The organism is Hyphomonas sp. L-53-1-40 (assembly GCF_000682775.1).
In the GTDB taxonomy this organism is placed as follows: domain Bacteria; phylum Pseudomonadota; class Alphaproteobacteria; order Caulobacterales; family Hyphomonadaceae; genus Hyphomonas.
Genome location: NZ_AWFI01000021.1, coordinates 51,589 through 72,938, shown reverse-complemented (window position 1 = coordinate 72,938; position 21,350 = coordinate 51,589). Strand labels below are relative to the sequence as shown.

General features: G+C 58.8%; 18 protein-coding genes. 6 read left to right on the top strand and 12 right to left on the bottom strand.

Annotated features, from left to right (window positions below; all coding sequences use genetic code 11):
• Window positions 1-82: 82 nt before the first annotated feature.
• The gene (locus L53_RS15865; RefSeq protein WP_084333547.1) at window positions 83-814 is read left to right on the top strand and encodes a glycosyltransferase family 2 protein; all 732 of its coding nucleotides are present in this window, start codon (window positions 83-85) and stop codon (window positions 812-814) included.
• On the opposite strand, the gene L53_RS15860 is transcribed toward L53_RS15865, so the two are convergent.
• Both L53_RS15860 and ccrA read right to left on the bottom strand, forming a co-directional pair.
• Window positions 811-1,164, bottom strand: coding sequence for a nuclear transport factor 2 family protein (locus tag L53_RS15860; protein ID WP_034817639.1), 354 nt, complete (start codon window positions 1,162-1,164; stop codon window positions 811-813). The genes L53_RS15865 and L53_RS15860 overlap by 4 nt on opposite strands.
• Window positions 1,165-1,175: 11 nt before the next feature.
• Window positions 1,176-2,432, bottom strand: coding sequence for a crotonyl-CoA carboxylase/reductase (gene ccrA, locus L53_RS15855; RefSeq protein ID WP_034817636.1), 1,257 nt, complete (start codon window positions 2,430-2,432; stop codon window positions 1,176-1,178).
• A 162-nt stretch (window positions 2,433-2,594) separates the two neighbouring features.
• Here ccrA and L53_RS15850 point away from each other — a divergent pair, with 162 nt between their 5' ends.
• Window positions 2,595-3,479 (top strand): aminotransferase class IV, encoded by an 885-nt coding sequence (locus L53_RS15850; protein WP_034817633.1) that lies wholly within the window; start codon window positions 2,595-2,597, stop codon window positions 3,477-3,479.
• Here L53_RS15850 and L53_RS15845 read toward each other — a convergent pair.
• Window positions 3,425-3,727 carry a SemiSWEET transporter gene (locus tag L53_RS15845; protein WP_034817631.1) on the bottom strand — a complete coding sequence of 101 codons (303 nt, stop codon included), beginning with the start codon at window positions 3,725-3,727 and terminating at the stop codon, window positions 3,425-3,427. The two genes, L53_RS15850 and L53_RS15845, sit on opposite strands and share 55 nt — an antisense overlap.
• 113 nt (window positions 3,728-3,840) lie before the next feature.
• Window positions 3,841-4,359 (bottom strand): hypothetical protein, encoded by a 519-nt coding sequence (locus tag L53_RS15840; protein WP_034817629.1) that lies wholly within the window; start codon window positions 4,357-4,359, stop codon window positions 3,841-3,843.
• A gap of 125 nt (window positions 4,360-4,484) precedes the next feature.
• Here L53_RS15840 and L53_RS15835 point away from each other — a divergent pair, with 125 nt between their 5' ends.
• Window positions 4,485-6,470, top strand: coding sequence for a protein meaA (locus L53_RS15835; RefSeq protein ID WP_034817626.1), 1,986 nt, complete (start codon window positions 4,485-4,487; stop codon window positions 6,468-6,470).
• 81 nt (window positions 6,471-6,551) lie between these two features.
• A complete protein-coding gene (rimK, locus tag L53_RS15830) occupies window positions 6,552-7,976 on the top strand; it encodes a 30S ribosomal protein S6--L-glutamate ligase (RefSeq protein WP_034817624.1) in 1,425 nt (474 codons plus the stop codon).
• Here the strand turns inward: rimK and L53_RS15825 are convergent.
• The 4 genes from L53_RS15825 to L53_RS17660 form a co-directional block, all read right to left on the bottom strand.
• Entirely contained in the window at window positions 7,963-9,261 is a 1,299-nt protein-coding gene (locus L53_RS15825) for a multidrug effflux MFS transporter (RefSeq protein WP_233347879.1), read from the bottom strand. The two genes, rimK and L53_RS15825, sit on opposite strands and share 14 nt — an antisense overlap.
• A 100-nt stretch (window positions 9,262-9,361) precedes the next feature.
• A complete protein-coding gene (locus L53_RS15820; RefSeq protein WP_034817622.1) occupies window positions 9,362-9,934 on the bottom strand; it encodes a hypothetical protein in 573 nt (190 codons plus the stop codon).
• 167 nt (window positions 9,935-10,101) lie between these two features.
• Window positions 10,102-11,532, bottom strand: coding sequence for an aldehyde dehydrogenase family protein (locus L53_RS15815; RefSeq protein ID WP_034817621.1), 1,431 nt, complete (start codon window positions 11,530-11,532; stop codon window positions 10,102-10,104).
• A 100-nt stretch (window positions 11,533-11,632) separates the two neighbouring features.
• Window positions 11,633-13,909 carry an NADP-dependent malic enzyme gene (locus tag L53_RS17660; protein WP_034817619.1) on the bottom strand — a complete coding sequence of 759 codons (2,277 nt, stop codon included), beginning with the start codon at window positions 13,907-13,909 and terminating at the stop codon, window positions 11,633-11,635.
• 172 nt (window positions 13,910-14,081) lie between these two features.
• On the opposite strand from L53_RS17660, the gene mutS reads away from it, so the two are divergent.
• Window positions 14,082-16,781 carry a DNA mismatch repair protein MutS gene (gene mutS / locus L53_RS15805; RefSeq protein WP_034817616.1) on the top strand — a complete coding sequence of 900 codons (2,700 nt, stop codon included), beginning with the start codon at window positions 14,082-14,084 and terminating at the stop codon, window positions 16,779-16,781.
• Here the strand turns inward: mutS and L53_RS15800 are convergent.
• From L53_RS15800 to rsfS, 4 genes are all read right to left on the bottom strand, one after another.
• Window positions 16,764-17,984 carry an NAD(P)/FAD-dependent oxidoreductase gene (locus tag L53_RS15800; protein WP_034817614.1) on the bottom strand — a complete coding sequence of 407 codons (1,221 nt, stop codon included), beginning with the start codon at window positions 17,982-17,984 and terminating at the stop codon, window positions 16,764-16,766. The two genes, mutS and L53_RS15800, sit on opposite strands and share 18 nt — an antisense overlap.
• Window position 17,985: 1 nt before the next feature.
• Window positions 17,986-19,284, bottom strand: coding sequence for a TAXI family TRAP transporter solute-binding subunit (locus L53_RS15795; RefSeq protein ID WP_034817612.1), 1,299 nt, complete (start codon window positions 19,282-19,284; stop codon window positions 17,986-17,988).
• Between the two features lie 311 nt (window positions 19,285-19,595).
• Entirely contained in the window at window positions 19,596-20,060 is a 465-nt protein-coding gene (locus L53_RS15790) for a 23S rRNA (pseudouridine(1915)-N(3))-methyltransferase RlmH (RefSeq protein WP_034817611.1), read from the bottom strand.
• A 9-nt stretch (window positions 20,061-20,069) separates the two neighbouring features.
• On the bottom strand, window positions 20,070-20,402 hold the full coding sequence (rsfS, locus tag L53_RS15785) for a ribosome silencing factor (protein ID WP_231884219.1): 333 nt from the start codon (window positions 20,400-20,402) through the stop codon (window positions 20,070-20,072).
• A 261-nt stretch (window positions 20,403-20,663) separates the two neighbouring features.
• Between rsfS and L53_RS15780 the strand changes: the two genes are divergently transcribed.
• A complete protein-coding gene (locus L53_RS15780) occupies window positions 20,664-21,350 on the top strand; it encodes a BON domain-containing protein (RefSeq protein WP_051608048.1) in 687 nt (228 codons plus the stop codon).

Below are 21,350 nucleotides of genomic sequence, written 5' to 3'. Positions count from 1 at the left end.
TCGCCTTGCGTCAAATCGCTTTGTATGAGCGTGCGAAACCTGCCTCGCGCGCTCGCGAGCCCCTGCCTGAAAGGTGCCAGCCGTGGCCCAGTCGCTTGAATTCTCCATCGTTGTTCCGGTTCACAATGAATCCGGCAATGTCGAATCCCTGATCACCGAGATTCACCGCGCGCTCGATGGGCGCGCATTCGAAATGGTGTTCGTCGATGACGCGTCGACCGATGACACGCGGGCACGCCTGATCGAACTGAAGGAGCGCTTTCCGATGTTGCGCGTGATCGGGCACCGCAACAATGCCGGGCAGAGCCGGGCCATCCGTTCCGGAATAATGGCGGCGCGCGCGCCGGTGATTGGCACGCTGGATGGCGATGGACAGAACGATCCAGCCGATCTGCCAGACCTGTACCGCCAGCTGACGCGGGCAGATGCGCCGGAATCGCTGAAAATGGTTATGGGCCGCCGCACCAAGCGTAAAGACACTGCCTGGAAGCGGTTTGGCAGCAGTTTTGCCAACAAGATCCGCAAACGCCTGCTGCGGGATGATTGCGACGATGCTGGCTGTGGCGTGAAGGCGATCTATCGGGAAGCCTTCCTGAGGTTGCCCTATTTCGATCATATCCATCGCTACGTCCCTGCCCTGATGCAGGCCGAAGGCTTCGATGTGGAATATCGCGACGTGAATCATCGCGAACGTCGTAGCGGAACATCGAACTATACGAACTTTGGTCGACTGGCCGATGCCCTGTCCGATTTGCGGGGCGTCATGTGGTTGGTCCGCCGTCGGCGCAATCCGGGCGGCATGGACGAGCTTTAGCCGTAGGTCGCGACAGCGATACAGATTTCGCCATCCTCATCGAAAATAAAAGTTTCAGCCGCGTTCTGGCCGCGATGGTTGGTGTAAAGCAACGTGATCGCGTCTGATCCGGTCAACACGTCTTCCAGTTCAAAATACAGATCACTCGCGCTGGCCATTGCGGCCTGCCAGTATTTGCGCAGCCCCGCTTTTCCAGTCAGGAAATCCTCATCCGTCCCCATCACCAGCGCAATGCGCGGCGAATGGAACACGACCCCGTCGGCATAGTGCGACAGCACAGCGTCGAGGTCGTGATCATTCCAGGCTGCTACCCATTCACGGGCAAACGAATCAGCATCCGGTCTGGCCATACGGCCTGTTACTAGGCTTGGCCGTTTACCGCCAGAACATCTTCAACCGTTCGGAGACCCGGCTTTGGTGAGGTCACCAGAACAGCCATGTTTCCAGGCAGATGCTTGTTGTCCAGCATCTTGTCGTGCGCGGCCGGAATGTCTTCCCACGGGAAGACTTCAGACATGCCCGGATCAATGCGCCGGTTAATCACCAATTGGTTCGCGGCGCTTGCCTGTTTCAGGTTTGCGAAATGGCTGCCCTGTACCCGCTTCTGCCGCATCCAGAGGAAGCGCGCATCCATGGTCAGGTTGAAGCCGGTCGTACCGGCGCAGATGACGACCATGCCGCCACGCTTCACAACGAACACAGACACAGGGAAAGTCGACTCACCCGGATGTTCGAACACGATGTCGACATCCTTCTTGTCAGTGAGTTCCCAGATCGCCTTGCCGAACTTTCGGCTCTCTTTCATATAGTCATTGAATTCCGGACCATTCACCGTTGGCAGCTGCCCCCAGCAATTGAAGTCCTTGCGGTTGAGCACGCCCTTGGCGCCAAGACTGAGCACATGCTCTTTCTTGTCATCGCTTCCGACGACCCCAATCGCGTTCGCCCCCGTGACAGCACAAAGCTGGACACCGAAGCTGCCAAGGCCGCCCGAGGCGCCCCAGACAAGGACATTGTCTGCCGGCTTCACGATGTGCGGGCGGTGGCCGAACAGCATGCGGTAGGCTGTGGCAAGCGTCAGTGTGTAGCAGGCGCTCTCTTCCCAGGTCAGATGCTTGGGGCGCGGCATGCATTGGCGCGCCTGCACGCGGCAGAATTGGGCGAAGGAGCCGTCTGGAGTTTCGTAGCCCCAGATACGCTGACTGGGCGAGAACATCGGGTCGCCGCCATTACATTCCTCGTCGTCGCCATCATCTTGGTTGCAGTGGATGACCACTTCGTCACCCGGCTTCACGCGTGTCACTTTGCGACCGACAGCCCATACGATCCCGGACGCGTCGGACCCTGCAACGTGGAAATCCTGCTTGTGAACGTCGAATACGGACATCGGCTCGCCAAGTGCGGCCCAGATGCCATTGTAGTTCACGCCAGCTGCCATCACGAGGACCAGCACTTCGTCGGAATCGATTTCCGGAACCGGAACCTGTTCCAACTGCATCGCCGTTGACGGACGCCCGTGACGGTCGCGGCGGATCGCCCAAGCGTGCATCATTTTCGGAACGTGGAACTCCGGCGGGATCTCGCCGAGTTCGTAAATATCTTTGGTTTCCCTTGCCATGGCAGGGGGGCCCTCCTCCTTGATTGCGTTTCCGAAAAGGCTTGGCGCACAATTATTCGTGGCTTCACAAACCATCCGGTTCCCGCCACCTTGGCCGCTGAGTGATGAGCTTGCAAGAATTTTGTTGCGCTGCACAAATTTCGAAAAAGGGGCGTTGCAATCATGTCTATTGGCGACACGGTTTATCTGAACGGAGTCTTCACCCAGCGGAAAGACGCCCTAATCTCCCCGCTGGACCGGGGATTCCTGTTTTCCCACGCAGCCTATGAAGTGACCGCTGTTTACGGCGGAAAACTGATCGATTTCGAAGGTCATGTGTCGCGCCTCGGCAACACGCTGGAAGCAATTTCGATCCCTATCCCACATGACGCGGCCGCGTGGGAGGACATTCACAGCCAGTTGATCGCCCGCAACGGCCTTTCAGAGGGACTGATCTATCTCGAAGTTTCAGCAGGCGCCTACGACTCCCGGGATTTTGCTGGGCCGGAGACCTTCACACCCACAATTTTCCTGTATGCGGATCATCGCCCCCTGATCAGTGAGAAAGCCGAGCAGGGCATTCGCGCCATCTTCCTGAACGACATTCGCTGGCGTCGGCGCGATATCAAGACAACTCAACTCCTGTCGCAGGCCCTCGCCTACCGCGCTGCGCGCGAAGCCGGCGCCGAAACCGCGTTCATGGTCGAGGACGGCCACGTCACCGAAGCGGCCTCCGCCAATACTTGGATCGTGACCGAGGAGGGCCGGATCATCACGCGCAATCTGTCCAGCGATATACTGCCCGGAATTACGCGCGCCCATGTCATTGCCCGGCTTCGCAATCAGGGACTGGATATCGAGGAGCGCGCCTTCACACCGGATGAGGCATACGCTGCCAAGGAGATTTTCACGACCTCAGCGGGGGCTATGATTGCGCCTGTCATACAGCTGGAGGATCGACCGGTCGGCACCGGCAAGCCGGGCCCTGTTACGCGGCAAGTACAGCGCCTCTATTATGAGGCGATTGGCGCTGATGTGGAAAAGGTCGCGGCTTGGGCTTTGGCCTGAAGCGAGTGACGCACTTTGAGGGCCAGGATCATACTGGCCAACAGCAGCGTGACGCTATTGGCCACGATCATGGGGAGCGATCCCAGCAGAATGCCATAGACCAGCCAACCTGCGACGCCGGTAGTGAACATCGCATACATGATCAGCGATATCCCATCAGTCCTTCCGGTGCGAATGACCATCAGGGCCTGAGGCAGGAAAGACAGGGTCGTCAGAGCTGCGGCCATCAGGCCAATCATGTCAGACATTGAGGGGAAATTCCTTTAGAGCCCGCGCCGTATAGCCGATTTGCAGCCCTCACGAAACCGCCTGGAATCGCATGGTGCTCATGAATGTTTGCGGTAACAAGACCCTGCCAGTTTCAGTCGCGGTCGATCACTTCGCCTTCGATGATTTCACCCGGCCCTTCGCCAGCCTGAGACGCCCCGCCCGGCGGCGTGATATTGGCGTTCATCTGGGCCATGACACTCGACACTTCCCGGGTCGCCATGCGCGCGCTGATGGCATTGGCCAGCAGAGCAACGCCAGCCACGGCAGAAAAAAGACCAAGATCAGTCAGACCGAGCCCCCGCGCCAAAATGGTCTCACGGAACAGAGCGAGCACGCCAAGACTGACAATGAACAGTCCGGCCAGAAAGCCTGCTCGCACAGCAAAGCCGGGCAACAATCCCGTGATGGCGGGGTACCCCTCATTCCCGGACAACCGGTGCAGTCGAAACCGCTCGACCCAGCTGACCGCCAACATGCCCGCTGCGAGCAAGGCGACCATGAGCACACTACGCTCCATCAGCGCTGCAATCACCACACCGACCGGAAAGGCCAGGATAGCGACAATCCGCAAAAGCAGGGCAGTCTGGATCACATTGGTCGGTGGGTTCACGGCAATCTCCTCTCGCCTACATCTGGTTGTTCAGACATCCTGACGCAAGCAGTGACGCTTGCTTTGCGACGTCGCACACGGCATGCTGCGCCGCAACATAACAAGGGGAGAATTCCGTGGCAGACATGGACAAAGCATACCAGCACGCACCGGACCGCCCGTGGATTTTCCGGACCTATGCCGGACATTCAACGGCGACAAAATCCAACGAACTCTATCGCGGCAACCTCGCCAAGGGTCAGACAGGCTTGTCGATTGCCTTCGACCTGCCAACCCAGACCGCGTATGACGCAGACCACATCCTCTCCAAGGGCGAAGTTGGCAAAGTGGGCGTGCCGGTCAAGCATCTCGGCGATATGCGCCTCCTGTTCGACCAGTTGCCGCTGGAAGAGATGAACACGTCGATGACGATCAATGCGCCGGCGGCCTGGATGCTGGCGTTGTATGTGGCGCTGGCGGATGAGCGAGCCGATGATCGCAAGAAACTGCGCGGCACCACTCAGAATGACATCGTGAAGGAATATCTCTCGCGCGGCACCTATGTATTCCCGCCGGAACCGAGCCTGCGTCTGATCTCGGATATGGTCAGCTGGTGCTACACCGAGGTGCCGAAATGGAATCCGATGAATGTCTGCTCCTACCATTTGCAGGAAGCGGGCGCGACGCCGGAACAGGAGCTGGCTTATGCCCTGGCAACCGCAATTTCGGTACTGGATACTGTAAAAGCGGGCGGACAAGTTCCGGAATCAGACTTTGAAACGGTCTTCGGTCGGATTTCATTCTTTGTGAACGCAGGAGTTCGTTTCGTTACGGAACTTTGTAAGATGCGTGCCTTTGTGGAACTCTGGGAAGAGATTGGCCGCGAACGCTATGGCGTGACCAGTCCGAAGGCGCTGCTATTCCGCTATGGCGTGCAGGTGAACTCGCTTGGCCTGACCGAGCCGCAGCCTGAAAACAATGTCTATCGCATCCTGATCGAGGCAATGGCCGTCACCCTGTCGAAGAAGGCTCGCTGTCGGGCCCTGCAGCTGCCGGCCTGGAATGAGGCGCTGGGCCTGCCACGCCCGTGGGACCAGCAATGGTCGCTGCGTCTGCAGCAGATCCTCGCCTATGAAACAGACCTCCTGGAATACGAAGACATCTTCGACGGCAGCCATGTCATCGAATCCAAAACAGAAGAGCTGAAGGCGCTGGCCCGGGATACGCTGGCTGACCTAGATGCGCGGGGCGGCGCAATCCAGTCCATCAACCATATGAAGGAGAGCCTCGTCGGCGCACATATTGATCGCATCAAGGCGATTGAGAGCGGTGATCTGACCGTGGTTGGCGTCAACCGCTATGTCGAGACGGCGGAGAGCCCACTCGCAGGCGGCGACGGATCGATCCAAACGGTCGACCCGGCAGAGGAATCCGCCCAGGTTCGCGACCTGAAAGAATGGCGCAGCAAGCGAGATGCAAGCGCCGTTGAAAATGCGCTCGCAGCGCTGAAGCAAGCCGCACAGGACGGGACCAATATCATGGAGCCCTCGATTGCCTGCGCGAAGGCCGGCGTCACGACAGGTGAATGGGGCACGGCAATGCGGGACGTGTTTGGCGAATTCCGAGCACCCACGGGCGTCGCCATGGTTATCAAGACCGATGGCGAGGAAGATGCGGCCGATGTCCGCAAGGACGTCGAGCGTGTTTCCGAAGCGCTCGGGCGCCAGCTGACCTATGTGCTCGGCAAGCCGGGCCTCGACGGCCATTCCAACGGCGCCGAACAGATTGCGGCACGGGGCCGGGAAGTCGGCATGAATGTCGTCTATGAGGGCATCCGGTTCACGCCGTCGGAGATTGCTGCGCAGGCCAAAGAAGCGAATGCACATGTCGTTGGGCTGTCCATTCTCTCTGGCAGCCACCTTGATCTGGTACGCGAAACAATTGCCGAGCTGCGCGCGGTCGGCCTCGGAGACGTGCCGGTCGTCATCGGCGGCATCATTCCGCCGGAAGATGCCCGTGCCCTGCGCCAGATGGGCATTGCCCGCGTCTATACGCCCAAGGATTTCAAGATCACCGAAATCATGGGCGATGTGGTCGGAATCGTAGAGAAAGCCTGGCTGGTCGAGGGCTGATCCGCTGCGTTCTGCGGATAAGAGATTGAATACCTGTCGGTTCACCTTTATCGGGCGCGAACTGGCAGGAAGGCTTTCATAATGTCGCAATCAGACCCGTTCCAACTAGGCTGGGAAGAGTGGCTGACTCTGCCCGATCTCGGCTTGCCCGCGATCAAGGCGAAGGTGGATACCGGCGCGCGCACGTCTGCGCTGCACGCCAGCGTCATTGAGCCATTCGGGCCTGCCGATGCACCACAGGTGAGATTCCTGATCCAACCGGACCCGAGTGATCCGGGCTTGGAAATCACATGTTCCGCGCCGGTTGTAGACCGCCGCGACGTGACCAGCTCCAATGGGGACACCGAGCTGCGTTATGTGATCCAGACCGATGTCGAGATGGGCGGACGCCGCTGGCCGATCCAGCTGACGCTGACCAATCGCGAGAGCATGACCTACCGCATGCTGTTCGGCCGCGGCGCGATTCAGCCGGACATGATCGTCAACGCAAACGCGTCTTTCCTTCAGCCGAAACTCGACTTTGCAGCCTATGCGGGCCTGCCAAAAAAGAAGCCCGTCAAACGTCCATTGCGCATTGCGTTGCTCACGCGCGAGCCGCGGAATTATTCAAGTCTGCGCCTCATCGAAGCGGCACAGGAGCGAGGCCACGTGATCGAGGCCATCGATACCGCACGCTGTTACATGCAAATTGGCACAACGCATCCGCAAGTCCACTATGATGGCAAGGCACTGCCCCGCTATGACGCGGTGATTCCGCGCATCGGGGCAGGGATTACAGATTACGGCTTGGCCGTGCTGCGACAGTTCACCAATACCGGCGCATTCTGCTTGAACAGTGCCAGTGCGATCGGCCATTCGCGCGACAAGCTGATGGCGCACCAACTGCTTGCCCGCGCCAAGATCGACATGCCGGTCACGGCCTTTGCGCACAGTCCGAAAGACACCAAGGATCTGATCTCGCTGGCGGGAGGCGCGCCTGTGGTGGTGAAATTGCTCTCATCCACGCAAGGCAAGGGCGTCGTGCTCGCCGAGACCCGCAAGGCTGCGGAAAGCCTGATTGATGCCTTCCGGGGTCTGGAAGCAAACTTTCTGGTACAGGAATTCGTCGAAGAAGCTGCAGGCACCGATGTTCGGGCGTTCGTCGTCGGCAACAAAGTGGTCGGCGCAATGAAGCGCCAGGCCCAGAAGGGCGAGTTCCGCTCAAACCTCCATCGCGGCGGAACAGCCTCAACCATCAGGCTGTCCCGCACCGAACGCGACACGGCCCGTGAGGCGGCTAAAGTGCTCGGCTTGCGCGTCGCAGGGGTCGACCTGCTGCAAACAGAAAAAGGCCCCAAAGTACTGGAGGTGAACTCATCGCCGGGTCTCGAGGGCATCGAATCGGCCAGCGGCAAAGACATCGCTGGCCTGATTATCGAACATCTGGAAAGCCAGGTTCGGCCGCTGTCTCGCATTCGCGAACCGGCCGCCCGAAAGCGCCGGCAAGCCAAGCTCAGCGAGAGCTGAACAATTTGCCTTTCTCGGTGATCAACACGATCACGAGCGAGCCCACACCTAGACACGCAAACCCGAGAACAAGCGGCACCGTCGTGCCGTTATAGTAGCTGCCGATCAGAATTCCGAGAATGCTTGAAACTGTTGTCGTCGCGAAGCCGTAGGCTGCAGAAGCCGTGCCCGCAATCTTGCCCAACGGCTCCATCGCGAGTGCCGAGAAGTTTGCACCCATCAGGCCAAAACAGGCAAACGTCATCGCGAACATCGGGAAGAACCATAACAGGCTCTCGCCGAAGAAATGCGTCACCAGCGCCAGCGAAGTCGACATGATGATGAAGAACACCATTGCGGCATGACTGATCCGCCGCATGCCGATTCTCTCAACCATGCGGGAGTTGAACAGGTTTGCGCATGCGAGCGCACCCGCCACGCCTGCAAACCAGAACGCGAATGTCTCTTCCTGGCCGAAGACATCCCGAAATATCTGCTCTGAAGATCCGATAAAGGAGAACAATGCGCCGAATATGACACCGGAGGCGCACATGTAGCCGAACGTGATACGACTACGTATGACTGCCATATAGCTGCTGGCGGCAGACGAAACATTTAGAGGATTGCGCGCCTCGGGCGCCAGGGTTTCTGGCAAGCGCAACCATGTCCATGCGAGCAAAAGTCCACCGAACAAGGCAAGGACGCCGAATATCCACTGCCAGGGGGCAACGAATAGGATCAGCTGCCCTAGGGCAGGCGCGATCATGGGTACAACCATGAAAATTGTCATGACCAATGACATGAAACCCGCCATACGCCGGCCTGCATAGAGATCACGGACAACCGAAACAGCCACAAGCCGGGCACCTGACGCGAACACGCCCTGCAGGAAGCGCGCAGCTAGCAGCGCATGAAAATCCTTTAGCGCGATACAGAGTAGCGCGGTTAGCGAATAACCAACCAATCCGACGAACAGGGGGACGCGCCGACCGAACCGGTCGGAAATCGGCCCCCAAACGAGTTGGGGTGCGCCGAAGCCCAATACATAGGAAAACACGATCATCTGCTGACGATTGGCGTCCTCCGGGGAGGCGCCTGTCAGACCGATCGAATCCGCGATCTCACCCAGTGCAGGCAGCATGATGTCGATAGCGAGCGCGTTAAGCGCCATCAGCGCCGCAACCATGACGACCATCTCCGTGCGCCCCGGCACAGGTCGACCATGGGCACCTTGCAAGGTGCGCGGCTCAGGAGCGGGCATTTCGGAGTCCGGCATGGGTTCGACAGGCTTTCTTGAGATTCTCAAGGGCCCTATCTGGGCCTCCTTCAAAGGAATGGCCAGTGTCCAGACCAGAAAAAAGCCCCGCCAAATGGCGGGGCTGCAATGCGAATTCGCGGGTCGAGGACTATTTCAGCTCCGGTCTCATGATGTTTGGGCTGAGGTTGAAGACAACTTGCTCTGCATCAAAATAGGCGGCATCGGCGGGCTTTTCGCCCTTACCCATCAGGATTTCTGCAGACGCGACATAGCTCGTCCGCTCACGGTATTCCCGTGGGCCGCCCCAATAAGCGTCATAAGGTCCAAACGCAGAATAGCGAGACCGACGGAATGGGTCATGATAATAGGCCGCATAAGGGCCGAAGTATCTGTAATTCAGGTGGAAATGGTCGTAATAAGGCGAGCCTCCGCCAACCGGCACAAGCCGGCTTTCAGAATCTGTGTCGCGGCGTACGACCCGGAAGTGGTCATACCCGTTCAGTCGGGTCAGCTCCGCAGCCCGGTAGAGCAAATAGGTCTCTACGGTCTTTCGATCTGTCAGGGAGTTTCCGGAAAACTCGACCTGGAACCGATTGTCCTCGATCTTCATTTCCGAATAGCCGCGATCGCCATCCAGAGCGGCCTGATATGGCGTTGCGGTCGCGCAGGCGCCGAGCACGGCCAAGGCAGCGATTGCACCTGTAAGCTTGAATTTGGGCATGGAATATCACCCTCCAAAGCGATGTTTCCTGTAATGTATGGGGGAAGTTAGCTGAACACTAGTTGAATTGGCTTCACAATTCAGAGAGCCGCCTGATCGATGTCAATCAGGCAAACAAAAAGGGCGACCCGAAGGCCGCCCCATAATATTTTCAGCCGTGAAACAGACTAGGCGGCCTTGTAGCCCATGACTGCCTTGACTTCGAGAAACTCCTCAAAGCCATGCTCGCCCCATTCCCGGCCGTTGCCGGATTGGCCGTAGCCACCGAATGGTGCAGTGAAGTCTGGCCGCGCACCATTGACCTGAATCTGACCGGCACGGATGCGGTTGGCCACTTTGCGGGCTTCATCTTCAGCGCCCTGCACATAGCCTGCCAGGCCATAGACTGTGTCATTGGCCATTTCGACAGCATCATCCACATCCTCATATGGGATCATGACGAGCACTGGCCCGAAGATTTCCTCACGCGCAATGGTCATGTCATTGGTGACATTCGCAAACACGGTTGGACGCGCGAAATAGCCCTTGTTGAAGCCTTCCGGACGCCCCGGACCACCTGCAACCAAAGTCGCGCCTTCCTTGATGCCAGTCTCGATCAGATCCTGAACCTTCTGGTACTGGTTGCCATTTGAAATCGGACCGATAGCGCCCGGTGAGGCTTCACCTGGCATCATCACTTTCACCGATTCAGCCGCTGCCTTCGCGATGGCAATCGCCTGGTCCTGCTGGTCCTTCTGGACAAACATGCGCGATGGCGCGTTACAGGACTGACCCGTATTCGTCATCATCTGCATAACGCCGCCACCGACAGCCTTCTCGAGGTCTGCGGATGGCAGGATAATATTCGGGCTCTTGCCGCCGAGTTCCTGTGCGACGCGCTTTACGGTCGGCGCAGCCGCCTGAGCCACAAGCACACCTGCGCGTGTGGAGCCGGTGAAGCTCATCATGTCGACGTCAGGGTGTGAGGACAGCGCCGAACCGACACCCGGACCATCTCCATTGACGAGGTTGAATACGCCCTTCGGCACACCGGCCTCGTGCATGATCTCCGTCAGGATCATCGCGTCGAGCGGCGCGATTTCGGACGGCTTGAGCACCATGGTGCACCCTGCAGCAATTGCCGGAGCAACCTTGCAGGCGATCTGGTTCAGCGGCCAGTTCCAAGGCGTGATGAATCCGCAAACGCCGATTGGCTCCTTGCGAAGCAGCGTCGTACCCTTCAGCTCCTCGAACTGATAGTCACGCAGAATGGCTGCGGTGGTCGCAAAATGCCCCATACCGGCAGGCACTTGCGCCGCATTGGCAAGCCACATCGGCGCGCCCATCTCGTTAGAGATCGCTTCTGCCATTTCCGGCATACGCGCCTGAATGCCTGCAGCGATCTTTTCGAGCAGCTCGGCGCGGTATTCCACGCTGGTCTGCGAAAATGCCGGGAAGGCCTTCCGAGCTGCGGCAACGGCCTTATCGACATCGGCCTTGGAACCAATCGAAATGACCGCGAAGTTTTCTTCAGTGGCCGGGTTCTCGATTTCCAACGTGCGCGGCTCAACGGGATCAACCCATGCACCGTCGATATAGAACTGCTTGTATTCCTTCATGCCGTTCGGGCCTCCCTGTGGTCCATATGCTTGATATGACTATAGGTGAGCCACTCGCCGCCTGCGAGTCCTGACGCTGGGGAATTTCGTGACGATGACGTTAGCCGCCGTGCACGTGATCCACATCAAAGGCCGCAATCGTTGCGAGGTTCACAATGTCACCGACCGTTGCGCCGAGCGAGGCAATCTGTACCGGCTTTTCTAGACCCAGCAGCATTGGCCCAATCACCGTGGCGCGGCTCATCGATTCCAGAAGCTTGGTCGAGATAGATGCGGCGTGAATGGCTGGCATGACCAACACATTTGCCGGTCCAGTCAGGCGCGAGAATGGGTAGAGCAGCTTGTGGCTGGTGTTCAACGCAACATCCGCGCTCATGTCACCTTCATATTCGAAGTCGATATCCTTCATGCCATCCAGGATGGCGACGGCATCGCGCACCTTTTCGCCGCGCTCGCCCATCGGGTTGCCGAAGGTCGAATAGGACAGGAATGCCACGCGCGGCGAGAAGCCAAGTGAGCGGACGCCTCGGGCGGCCTCTATGGCGATATTGGCAAGGTCCTCGCCCTGCGGCAGCTCGGTGACGCTAGTGTCTGCGATGAAGACCGTCCGCCCCCGGTTAATCACCATCGACATGCCAATTATGGCCTGCCCCGGTATCGGATCGAGCACGAGTAGCGAGTCGTTCAAGGCAACGTCATAGTTACGGGTCACACCCGTGACCATGCCATCAGCATCGCCATTCTTCAGCATGCAACAGCCGAAGACATTGCGGTCCTGGTTCACGAGACGCTGGGCATCTCGTTTCAAATAACCGTCGCGCTGAAGGCGAGCATACAGCATGTCCGTGTAGACCGGATTGTTGTCAGATAGACGCGCATTGAGAATCTCAAGCGTACCGGGCTGGATGCCCATTTGTTCCATGGCGCGCTCGACCTGAGCCTCGCGACCAATCAGGATCGGATGACCAAGCCCCTGGTTCTTGAAGCTGAACGCGGCGCGAACAACGGCGGGCTCTTCGCCCTCAGCAAACACGATGCGGCGCTGCAACTCCTTACAGCGGGCCTGAACCCCCTGAATAAAGGAGGCAGACGGATCCGCGCGGCGGGCCAGCGAATGCCGGTAGGCTTCCATGTCATCAATCGGTTTGCGAGCCACGCCGGTATCCATGGCCGCCTGCGCCACGAAAGGTGGAATGAAGCTGATCAGGCGCGGATCAAACGGGGTTGGAATAATGTATTCACGCCCGAAGCTTGGGCGTGCGCCATGATATGCAGCCGCCACTTCATCCGGCACGTCTTCGCGCGCCAGCTCAGCGATTGCCCGAGCAGCTGCAACCTTCATCTCTTCATTGATGCCCCGCGCACGCACGTCCAGCGCGCCGCGGAAGATGTACGGGAAACCTAGAACATTATTGACCTGATTGGGATAATCCGACCGGCCGGTGGCAATGATCGCGTCATCACGAACCGACTTGATGTCTTCCGGCGTGATTTCAGGATCGGGATTGGCCATAGCGAAGATGATCGGATCCTTGGCCATCGACTTGACCATCTCTTTCGAAACAGCGCCTTTCGCGGACAGGCCCAACAGCACGTCAGCGCCTTCAATTGCTTCTGCAAGCGTACGCTTGGTGGTTTTGACGGCAAAGGCGGACTTGAACTGGTCCATCTTCTCGGTGCGGCCCTCATAAACCACACCGCTGGAGTCACACATCAGGATATTCTCAGGCTTCACGCCGAGATGACGAATCAGTCCTGCACAAGAGAGACCGGCGGCCCCTGCCCCGGAAACGGCGACTTTCAGATCTTTCAGTTCCCGACCAGTAATGTGGCAGGCATTGATAAGACCAGCCGCCGCGATGATCGCCGTGCCGTGCTGGTCGTCATGAAACACCGGAATATCGAGGTCTTCGCGCAGACGGCTCTCGATGATGAAACAATCCGGAGAAGAGATGTCTTCCAAATTGATGCCGCCCCACGTGGAACCGATGTTCCGGACCGTCATGATGAATTCTTCGACATCTGTCGTGCTGACCTCGACGTCGAAACTGTCGATATCGGCAAACCGCTTGAACAGGACGGACTTGCCTTCCATCACCGGCTTGGACGCCATTGGCCCAAGATTGCCGAGGCCGAGGATGGCAGTACCGTTGGAAATGACCGCGACCAGATTGCCCTTGGCGGTATAATCGTAAGCCCGGTCCTCGTCTTCCGCGATGGCAAGCACGGGTACCGCAACGCCCGGACTATAGGCCAATGACAGGTCACGCTGCGTACCCATAGGCTTGGTCGGCGCCATGGAGATTTTGCCGGCGTGTGGCTGCGAGTGAAAATCGAGGGCTTCCTGGTCTGTGAAGCTCGGCCGTTTAGTTGTCATCGCGCGGCAAATCCGTTTTTGCAAAAAGTTTCAATTGAGGCGGCAAACTAGGCCGGTGCGAAAGCCATGCCAACCGTAAAACGGGCCATTCAGTGCGATATGATCACTTTGTCGCGCGCAAGCTGGTGTGAGGCTTTGCGAATCTCCGGCACTGACGATAGCGTCCCGGCCCATGGCCGACACTTCTGCTCCCTCGAAGCCCACCCCTGCGCCCAGCCCGTTCATGGCGCAATACCTGTCCATCAAGGCACAGCACGAAGATGCCATGCTCTTCTTCCGGATGGGCGACTTTTACGAGCTGTTCTTCGACGACGCGGTTCAGGCCTCGAAAGTGCTCGGCATAACGCTGACGTCACGAGGCGAGTACGAAGGCAAACCCATCCCCATGGCAGGCGTGCCCTATCATGCCGCCGAGGGTTATCTGGCGCGCCTGATCAAGGCCGGATGCCGGATTGCCGTTTGCGAGCAGACAGAGAGCCCCGCAGAGGCCAAGAAACGCGGATCGAAATCCATAGTAAACCGGGACATTGTCCGCATTGTTACGCCCGGAACGCTGACCGAAGACGCCCTGCTGCCCGCAAATCAGGATCAGGCACTGGCCGCGATAGCCATAGGAGGCGGCGGAACCGAAGCGGCCATCGCCGTCTGCGACGTCTCCACCGGACGATTTGATGTCTCCGCGCTCGCAGCGAACACGCTTGCTGACAGCCTGATGGCTTATCCATTGTCTGAACTGTTGGTGTCCGAGGGCGATATCGACAAACCTGCCATCGCAAATGCGACTGCGCTCTCCACCGCACCAGTGACCTTCCGGCCCGCCCGCAGCGCGACGCACAAATCAGGCGAAGCCCTTCTCAAAGAAACATTCGGAATCGCTGCGCTTGAAGCGCTCGGCGACTTCGGCCGTGCAGAACTCGCAGCAATCGGCCTATTGCTGGATTACGTGAAGCTCACCCAAGCAGGCAGCGACATCCGATTGGACCCACCCATTCGAGCACGCGCAGAGGGCCATCTAGCGATTGATCCAGCAACCCGCACGAGCCTGGAGATCGACCGATCCATGCGCGGCGACCGCGACGGATCCCTGCTGGGCACAATCGACCGGACCGTCACCGCACCGGGCGCGCGGCTTCTGGCCTCGCGTCTTTCGCGTCCCTGTGTCGACCGGGTGGAGATTGAAGCGCGGTATGACGCCGTGGCCTGGTTTGCGGATGATCGCGACGCAGTGGAGTCTGTGCGCGCCAGCTTGAAGGCTGCGCCGGATCTGGAACGTGCGCGGACACGATTGCGCCTCGGTCGGGGTGGGCCGCGCGACCTGGCCGCGATCGGGCGCGCACTGACTGCCGCACATGAAGCGGCAAGCCAACTGACAGCCAGCTCTGCGGGCCTGCCGCACAAAATCGATGAGGCTGTTGCCGCACTCGACCTGGGCAAGGACGAAGACCTCGCCACACTCGCGCGGGATTTGGAGACAGCCCTTTCGGAAAACCCTCCCACGCTCGCCCGCGATGGCGGGTTCGTTGCACCCGGCTGGGACAAGGCGCTCGATGAAGCCCGTGGCCTGCGCGATGATAGCCGCCAGATCATCGCAGCGCTGCAGGCTCGCTACGCTGACGAAACCGGCATTGCTGCGTTGAAGATCAAGTTCAACAATGTGCTTGGTTATTTCGTCGATGTCCCGGCCCGCTATGGCGACCCGTTGATGAAACCGCCTCTGTCCGAAACCTTCATCCATCGCCAGACTCTGGCCAGCAATGTGCGCTTCTCTACGCAGGAACTTTCTGAGCTCGCGGGCAGGATTTCCCGCGCAGAGGACGAAGCAAAAGCGCGTGAAATGTCCGTCTTCGAAGGATTTTGCGAGCGAATTGATGCGCTGAACACGCCTCTTTCCCGCACTGCCGGCGCCATTGCGGACCTCGATGTCGGGGCAGCCTCAGCAGAATGGGCGTTCGAAGTCGACGCGATCAGACCCGTACTGACAGACGATACCACGTTTCACGCCACGGGGCTGCGCCACCCTGTGGTCGAAGCCGCCCTCAAGAAAGATGGCAAGGGATTTACTGCCAACGACCTGGGACTAAGTGCCGAGGGCGATTTCGGAACGCGCCTCCTGCTGGTGACTGGTCCGAACATGGCCGGGAAGTCCACCTATCTAAGACAAGGCGCCCTGGCCGTTATTTTGGCGCAAGCAGGGCTCTTCGTGCCTGCACGATCCCTGACATTGGGCTTGGTCGATCGGATCTTTTCGCGCGTCGGCGCGTCAGACGATCTGGCGCGCGGACGATCCACTTTCATGGTGGAAATGGTTGAGACCGCCGCCATTCTCAATCAGGCTACGGAGCGCAGTTTCGTCATCATGGACGAAGTCGGCCGGGGCACATCAACATGGGACGGTCTTGCCATCGCTTGGGCGGCGGTTGAACACCTTCATTCGGTCAACAAGGCCCGGGCCTTGTTTGCCACTCACTATCATGAGCTGACCAAACTGGTTGAGGACTTACCCGGCGCCGCCAATGCTTCGCTCCGCGCCAAGGAGTGGAAGGATGACCTTGTCTTCCTGCATGAAGTTCAGGCCGGGCCGGCTGACAAGTCTTACGGCGTACAAGTGGCCAAGCTTGCAGGCCTTCCAAAGAAGGCGGTCAAACGGGCGGCGCAAATCCTGAAGCAGCTTGAGGCTCAACCTGACGCGCCCGAAAACCTGCCCCTCTTTGCTGCGGCATCTCTTGCGCCAATCACAGACGAGGACACCGCGGATCAGGTAATTGCGCCGTCAGAATCCGACCTGTTACTGCAACAGATTGACCCGGATTCCCTGACTCCGCGTGAGGCGCTTGACGTGCTGTACCGCCTCAAATCACTCGGCAGTGACTGATACATCGCCAGCCTTGAGCCCAAGCCTGTTGAGCGGCTTGCCCATTCCGCCCGACACCATGGCGGCAAGCACTTTCGGTGCGGGCGGTATCTTGCTGATCGGGGCCGCCAGCCAATCGCGCAACCATGCAAGCATCGTGGAATCGGACTGGTAGACCGGCGTGAAAAGCCAGCTCATTGTCTGAAACATTCTGACGTGCCCTGAACGCATTGAGGTGTAGTGGCGCAATTGCCTGTCCAGATCGTCATGGACGCACAATGCCCGCGACAGCGCATAGGCATCAAGCAAGGCCATGTTGGCCCCTTGGCCCAGTTGGGGGCTGGCCGCATGCCAACTGTCGCCGATATGCACCAGCCGCTGGTTTACGGCAGGCGCGTGCGTGCGATGGTCATATTCCGCATAGGTCAGCTGAGCATGGCTCTGCAACTGGTCCACCAAGGAAGCCGTTTCCGGCCAGAGCGCGACCGCCTCTGCTTTCCAATCTGACAGGGGAGCCTGCTTCCAAGCCTGATACTGATCCGTTCGGATGGACCAGAAATAGGTGAGCGTGTCCACGCCCTCTTCTTCTGAGCGGCCTGATGGCATAACCCCCGCCATCTGACGGGCCTGCCGGTAGCGTTGTGCCAAGGTGTTCCGCTCAAACCCATATCCCTCCTGCCACGTAAGGGTTGCCCAGAGCGCGCCATATTCGAGCTGACTGCGCGGACGAGATGAGAGCGGGGAACGCACACCAAGTGCATCAACCACAAGATCAAACGGTCCCAACGTCGTTCCATCCCCTGTGGTCAGGTACCCTCCGACGGCCTGAGCCGAGATGATCCGAGTGGACGGGACAATATCCACACCCGCTTCTCTGGCTGCTTGATACACTAGGTCAAACAGGACGGGACGTTGGATGGATATACCCCGAAGGCTGGGCCGAATGGCATCATATCGGACATCCAGAACGGTGCGTCCGGAATCGACCGCCTGACCGTACAGCCGCTGGATGGGCGCGCCCAGTGTTTCGGCCCGCTCACGCATGCCCAGCTCGCCCAAAATCGCCAGACCCGTTTCTTGCAGGATCAGGCCTGACCCAACAGGCCCTGGCGCATCGAACTGGTCATAGACGGTGACGTCGTGGCCCGCTCGGGCAAGCAGAGCTGCCGCGGCCAGTCCCCCAATGCCGGCACCGGCAATGGCTATCTTTCGCAATGAAGTCATGTCAGCCGGCAACCTTCACCGGATTTCGCTCACGCACCAGTTGCTTGACGAACTCGACATGACTGCGAAGCCGGTAAAGATCGTCCGTATAGGAAAGCGGCACTTCAACGGCACCGATTTCTGCCTGTAGGGTTTCGAGTTCCTCCTGCACCTTGTCACGTTCCGTCTTGTTGTCGGTCGAACGTCCACGCTCTTCGAGCGCACGCAAGTCTTCATACCAGACATAGATTTTCCGGCGCACACGCCAGCGATAGATGGGAGGTGCGACCCGGACCAACGGGAAGAGCAAGGTCAGCAACGGGATTGCAAGCACCCAGGCCCTGTCCAGAAAATTCGCGACGTCGAACGAAAAGTAACGGCGCAGGAATGACGGGCCGTCCTTGTAGTATCGACGTGCCTGTTCGCTGATGGGCAGATCGATCAGATCCGGATCAGGATACTCCCCCGCCGGGGCCAGCAGCGTACCTTGGGAATGAATCGCCGTTGCAGCATCTATGAGAAGCGCTTCGATAGCCGGGTGCAAATCTTTGCGGACGACCAGTTGTGCGACAGGTGCAACCAGGGGGATGTCTGTTGCCGGCAGATTCTTGCCGATATCCACAACGCCTCTGAGAAGGACAATATCTGACAGCGCCTCATGCCGGCGCGCCAGTGCCGGAGCGCGGTCAAACGGAAGCAGGCGGACAACATCCGGGCTGTTCAGCAATCGGTCGACATAGGATGCCTCCACCGAGGCAGAGAAAGCGACCGCGTCCACATTTCCGGCCAGGAGGGCGTCCGCTGCTGCATTACCCGAAAGCGGCAACCGAGACATTTCATCCCATTCGCCGCCATAATCGGCCTCAAGCTCCAAGGCGAGCATGCGCGTGCCCGACCCGTCACCGCCAACAGCCATTCGAACACTGTGAAGATCGCCCAACGTGTCAGCGGGAACATCATTCCGGACAAACACCCAGAAAGGCTCCGGAAACAGGCCTCCAATTGAGCGTAACTCTTCCTCATCGGACACAGTCGAAAGTCCGCCCTGCACAAGGCCGACATCCACCTCGGAATCATCCAGCAGGCGGAGATTGTCGATTGAGCCCTGTGTTTCCACCAGCACGACCTCCACCCCCTCTTCCGCGAGAAGACGCTGATAGCGTTCTGCGAAGGCATGATAGGCGCCGCCCGGGCTGCCAGCAGCAAACCGGATCGTTTTCGGTGGCGCTGGGTCCATCAGCACCAGAGCCAGGAGCACCCCCGCAAACGCGACGACGACCAGAGGCCAATAGACTTTCAAGAAGTCTCTCAATCCCGACATGATAACCGCCTCCCACCGCGCTAGTTCGGTCGACTACTGCTCTAGGCCGGGAAATTGCAAGGATCAACAAAGTGTAAGGCTCTGCCCCGAAATCGCCTCATGCGTGCCGCGCATGGAACCTATTCCGTTACAAGAGTGTTCATCAATGTATCGGGGCACCATCTGGAGCCCAAGAGACCAGAAAGGACGATCCCGTGAGCCATCCCATATCCATCACACGACTATTGTCTGTTGCCGTTTTGGGGATAATCGCGGCCGTAACATTTGCGATGGTCCTGATGCCACAGCCGTCACTCTACGCAGGTTGAGCCTTAGTCCTTGTGATAGGGCGTCCCGGCGAGGATCGATACAGCGCGGTACACCTGCTCTGTCACCATCACCCTGACGAAACGATGTGGCCAGGTCTGTGGTCCAAAAGCCAGAGTATCCGGAACAGCTGACTTCACCGCGTCGCCATAGCCCTCGGCTCCCCCAATCAGGAAAACCAGGTCAGGCACGCCCCGATCGCGCCATTTGGCGAGATTTTCAGAAATTTCGCGAGATCTTTGTGCCCGTCCGAACTCGTCCAGTCGGATACATTTGGCACCCGACGGTAGTTTGGCGAGAATCCGGTCCGCTTCAGCGTCCAGTCCGCCGCCGCTGGGCACTTCGATCTCTTCAATGCCGCGAAAGCCGAGGGATCGTGCGATCGGCCCTGCACGTTTGATGTATTCGTCGACAAGTTCGCGTTCCGGCCCGGCCTTTAGCCGCCCGACGACCAGAAAAATGATCCGCATGGTCGCCCGCTAATTGGCTGGCGCACGATGGGCATTGTCAGATGCCCAGATCTTTTCGAGATTATAGAATTCCCGGACTTCCGGGCGGAACAGGTGGACGATGACATCCCCGGTATCGATCAGCACCCAATCTGCATTCGGCATACCTTCGACACTGGCCGGGCGACCGGTCAGTTTCTTTACGTCTTGTGCAAGATGGTCTGCGAGAGCCGCAACATGCCGGCCTGAACGACCGGATGCGATGATCATGAAATCTGCGAGCGAAGATCTTCCATCAAGGTCAATGAAGAGAATGTCTTCAGCCTTGTCATCCTCAAGGGCCTTGGCGAGGGCTTCGGCCACATTACGGATTTCTTCGAGCGTGGCCTGCTGGGCGGGCTGGAGCCGCGGGGCGCTGGGGGTCAGGGGTCCGGTTCCTTCTTGTTACGTCCTCTTCACATAATAGCATCTACGGGGCCGAACAACCAGCCATTAAAGGTCTGTCGCCGTCATATCGAGTCTGAATTCGCACCAAATTGCACCTTATGCGCAGTTTGCCAGATTTTCGCCGCATGTTCAGGGCATATTCCGACGTCATTCTTGTTGCTGATGGAGTAGAGTTTCATGCGCATGCAATTTGCTGCTGCCGCCGTTTTGTTTGCTTTGCCGCTCGGGGGCTGCGCTGTCGCAGCACTTGGCACCGCCGGGGCCGTTGGCGTTGCTGCCGCCCAAGAGAAATCGCTCGGGGAAGCTGTGGACGATGCCACCGCCTCGAATGAGATCAAGAGTAAGCTACTGTCTGAAAGCGCAAACAAGTTTGGGGAGGTCGATGTGGAGGTCACCGGGGGACTCGTTCTGCTCTCCGGCCGCGTAAACACTCCCGAAGAGCGTGTGAAAGCCGAAGGTATCGCCTGGACCTCTCACCTCACGCGCGATGTCGCCAACGAAATTCGTATCCAGCCTCCGGGCGGTTTCCTCGCAAATGTCTCGGATGAAGTCATCACGGGTCGGGTCCGCGCACGCCTGGTTGGGTCCAGCACGGTCAAGAGCCTCAACTTCAACATCGAAACCTACAATGGCGTTGTCTACCTTATGGGCATCGCGCGGTCGGCCGAGGAGTTGAAGCGCGCAGCCGAGGAGGCCAGTGTGGTGGGCGGCGTGAAACAGGTGGTTTCCTATGTCCGCATTCGTGACAATACCCGCACCCAACAAGCCGCGCCGACGACGCAGGGCACGCCCCCTTATCAAACAGCACCCGATGCCTCATATGACTATCAGGCCGACGGGGAACTGATCGGCGCCAATTACTAG

Excerpts from the sequence above, each read along its gene's own strand:
- mutS (WP_034817616.1), top strand. The coding sequence starts at position 14,082 with ATGGCCGACACTTCTGCTCCCTCGAAGCCCACCCCTGCGCCCAGCCCG.
- L53_RS15790 (WP_034817611.1), bottom strand. The coding sequence starts at position 20,060 with ATGCGGATCATTTTTCTGGTCGTCGGGCGGCTAAAGGCCGGGCCGGAA.
- L53_RS15795 (WP_034817612.1), bottom strand. The coding sequence starts at position 19,284 with ATGTCGGGATTGAGAGACTTCTTGAAAGTCTATTGGCCTCTGGTCGTC.
- L53_RS15820 (WP_034817622.1), bottom strand. The coding sequence starts at position 9,934 with ATGCCCAAATTCAAGCTTACAGGTGCAATCGCTGCCTTGGCCGTGCTC.
- ccrA (WP_034817636.1), bottom strand. The coding sequence starts at position 2,432 with ATGGCAAGGGAAACCAAAGATATTTACGAACTCGGCGAGATCCCGCCG.
- L53_RS15815 (WP_034817621.1), bottom strand. The coding sequence starts at position 11,532 with ATGAAGGAATACAAGCAGTTCTATATCGACGGTGCATGGGTTGATCCC.
- L53_RS15800 (WP_034817614.1), bottom strand. The coding sequence starts at position 17,984 with ATGACTTCATTGCGAAAGATAGCCATTGCCGGTGCCGGCATTGGGGGA.
- L53_RS17660 (WP_034817619.1), bottom strand. The coding sequence starts at position 13,909 with ATGACAACTAAACGGCCGAGCTTCACAGACCAGGAAGCCCTCGATTTT.
- L53_RS15860 (WP_034817639.1), bottom strand. The coding sequence starts at position 1,164 with ATGGCCAGACCGGATGCTGATTCGTTTGCCCGTGAATGGGTAGCAGCC.
- L53_RS15845 (WP_034817631.1), bottom strand. The coding sequence starts at position 3,727 with ATGTCTGACATGATTGGCCTGATGGCCGCAGCTCTGACGACCCTGTCT.
- L53_RS15850 (WP_034817633.1), top strand. The coding sequence starts at position 2,595 with ATGTCTATTGGCGACACGGTTTATCTGAACGGAGTCTTCACCCAGCGG.
- L53_RS15835 (WP_034817626.1), top strand. The coding sequence starts at position 4,485 with ATGGACAAAGCATACCAGCACGCACCGGACCGCCCGTGGATTTTCCGG.
- L53_RS15780 (WP_051608048.1), top strand. The coding sequence starts at position 20,664 with ATGCGCATGCAATTTGCTGCTGCCGCCGTTTTGTTTGCTTTGCCGCTC.
- rimK (WP_034817624.1), top strand. The coding sequence starts at position 6,552 with ATGTCGCAATCAGACCCGTTCCAACTAGGCTGGGAAGAGTGGCTGACT.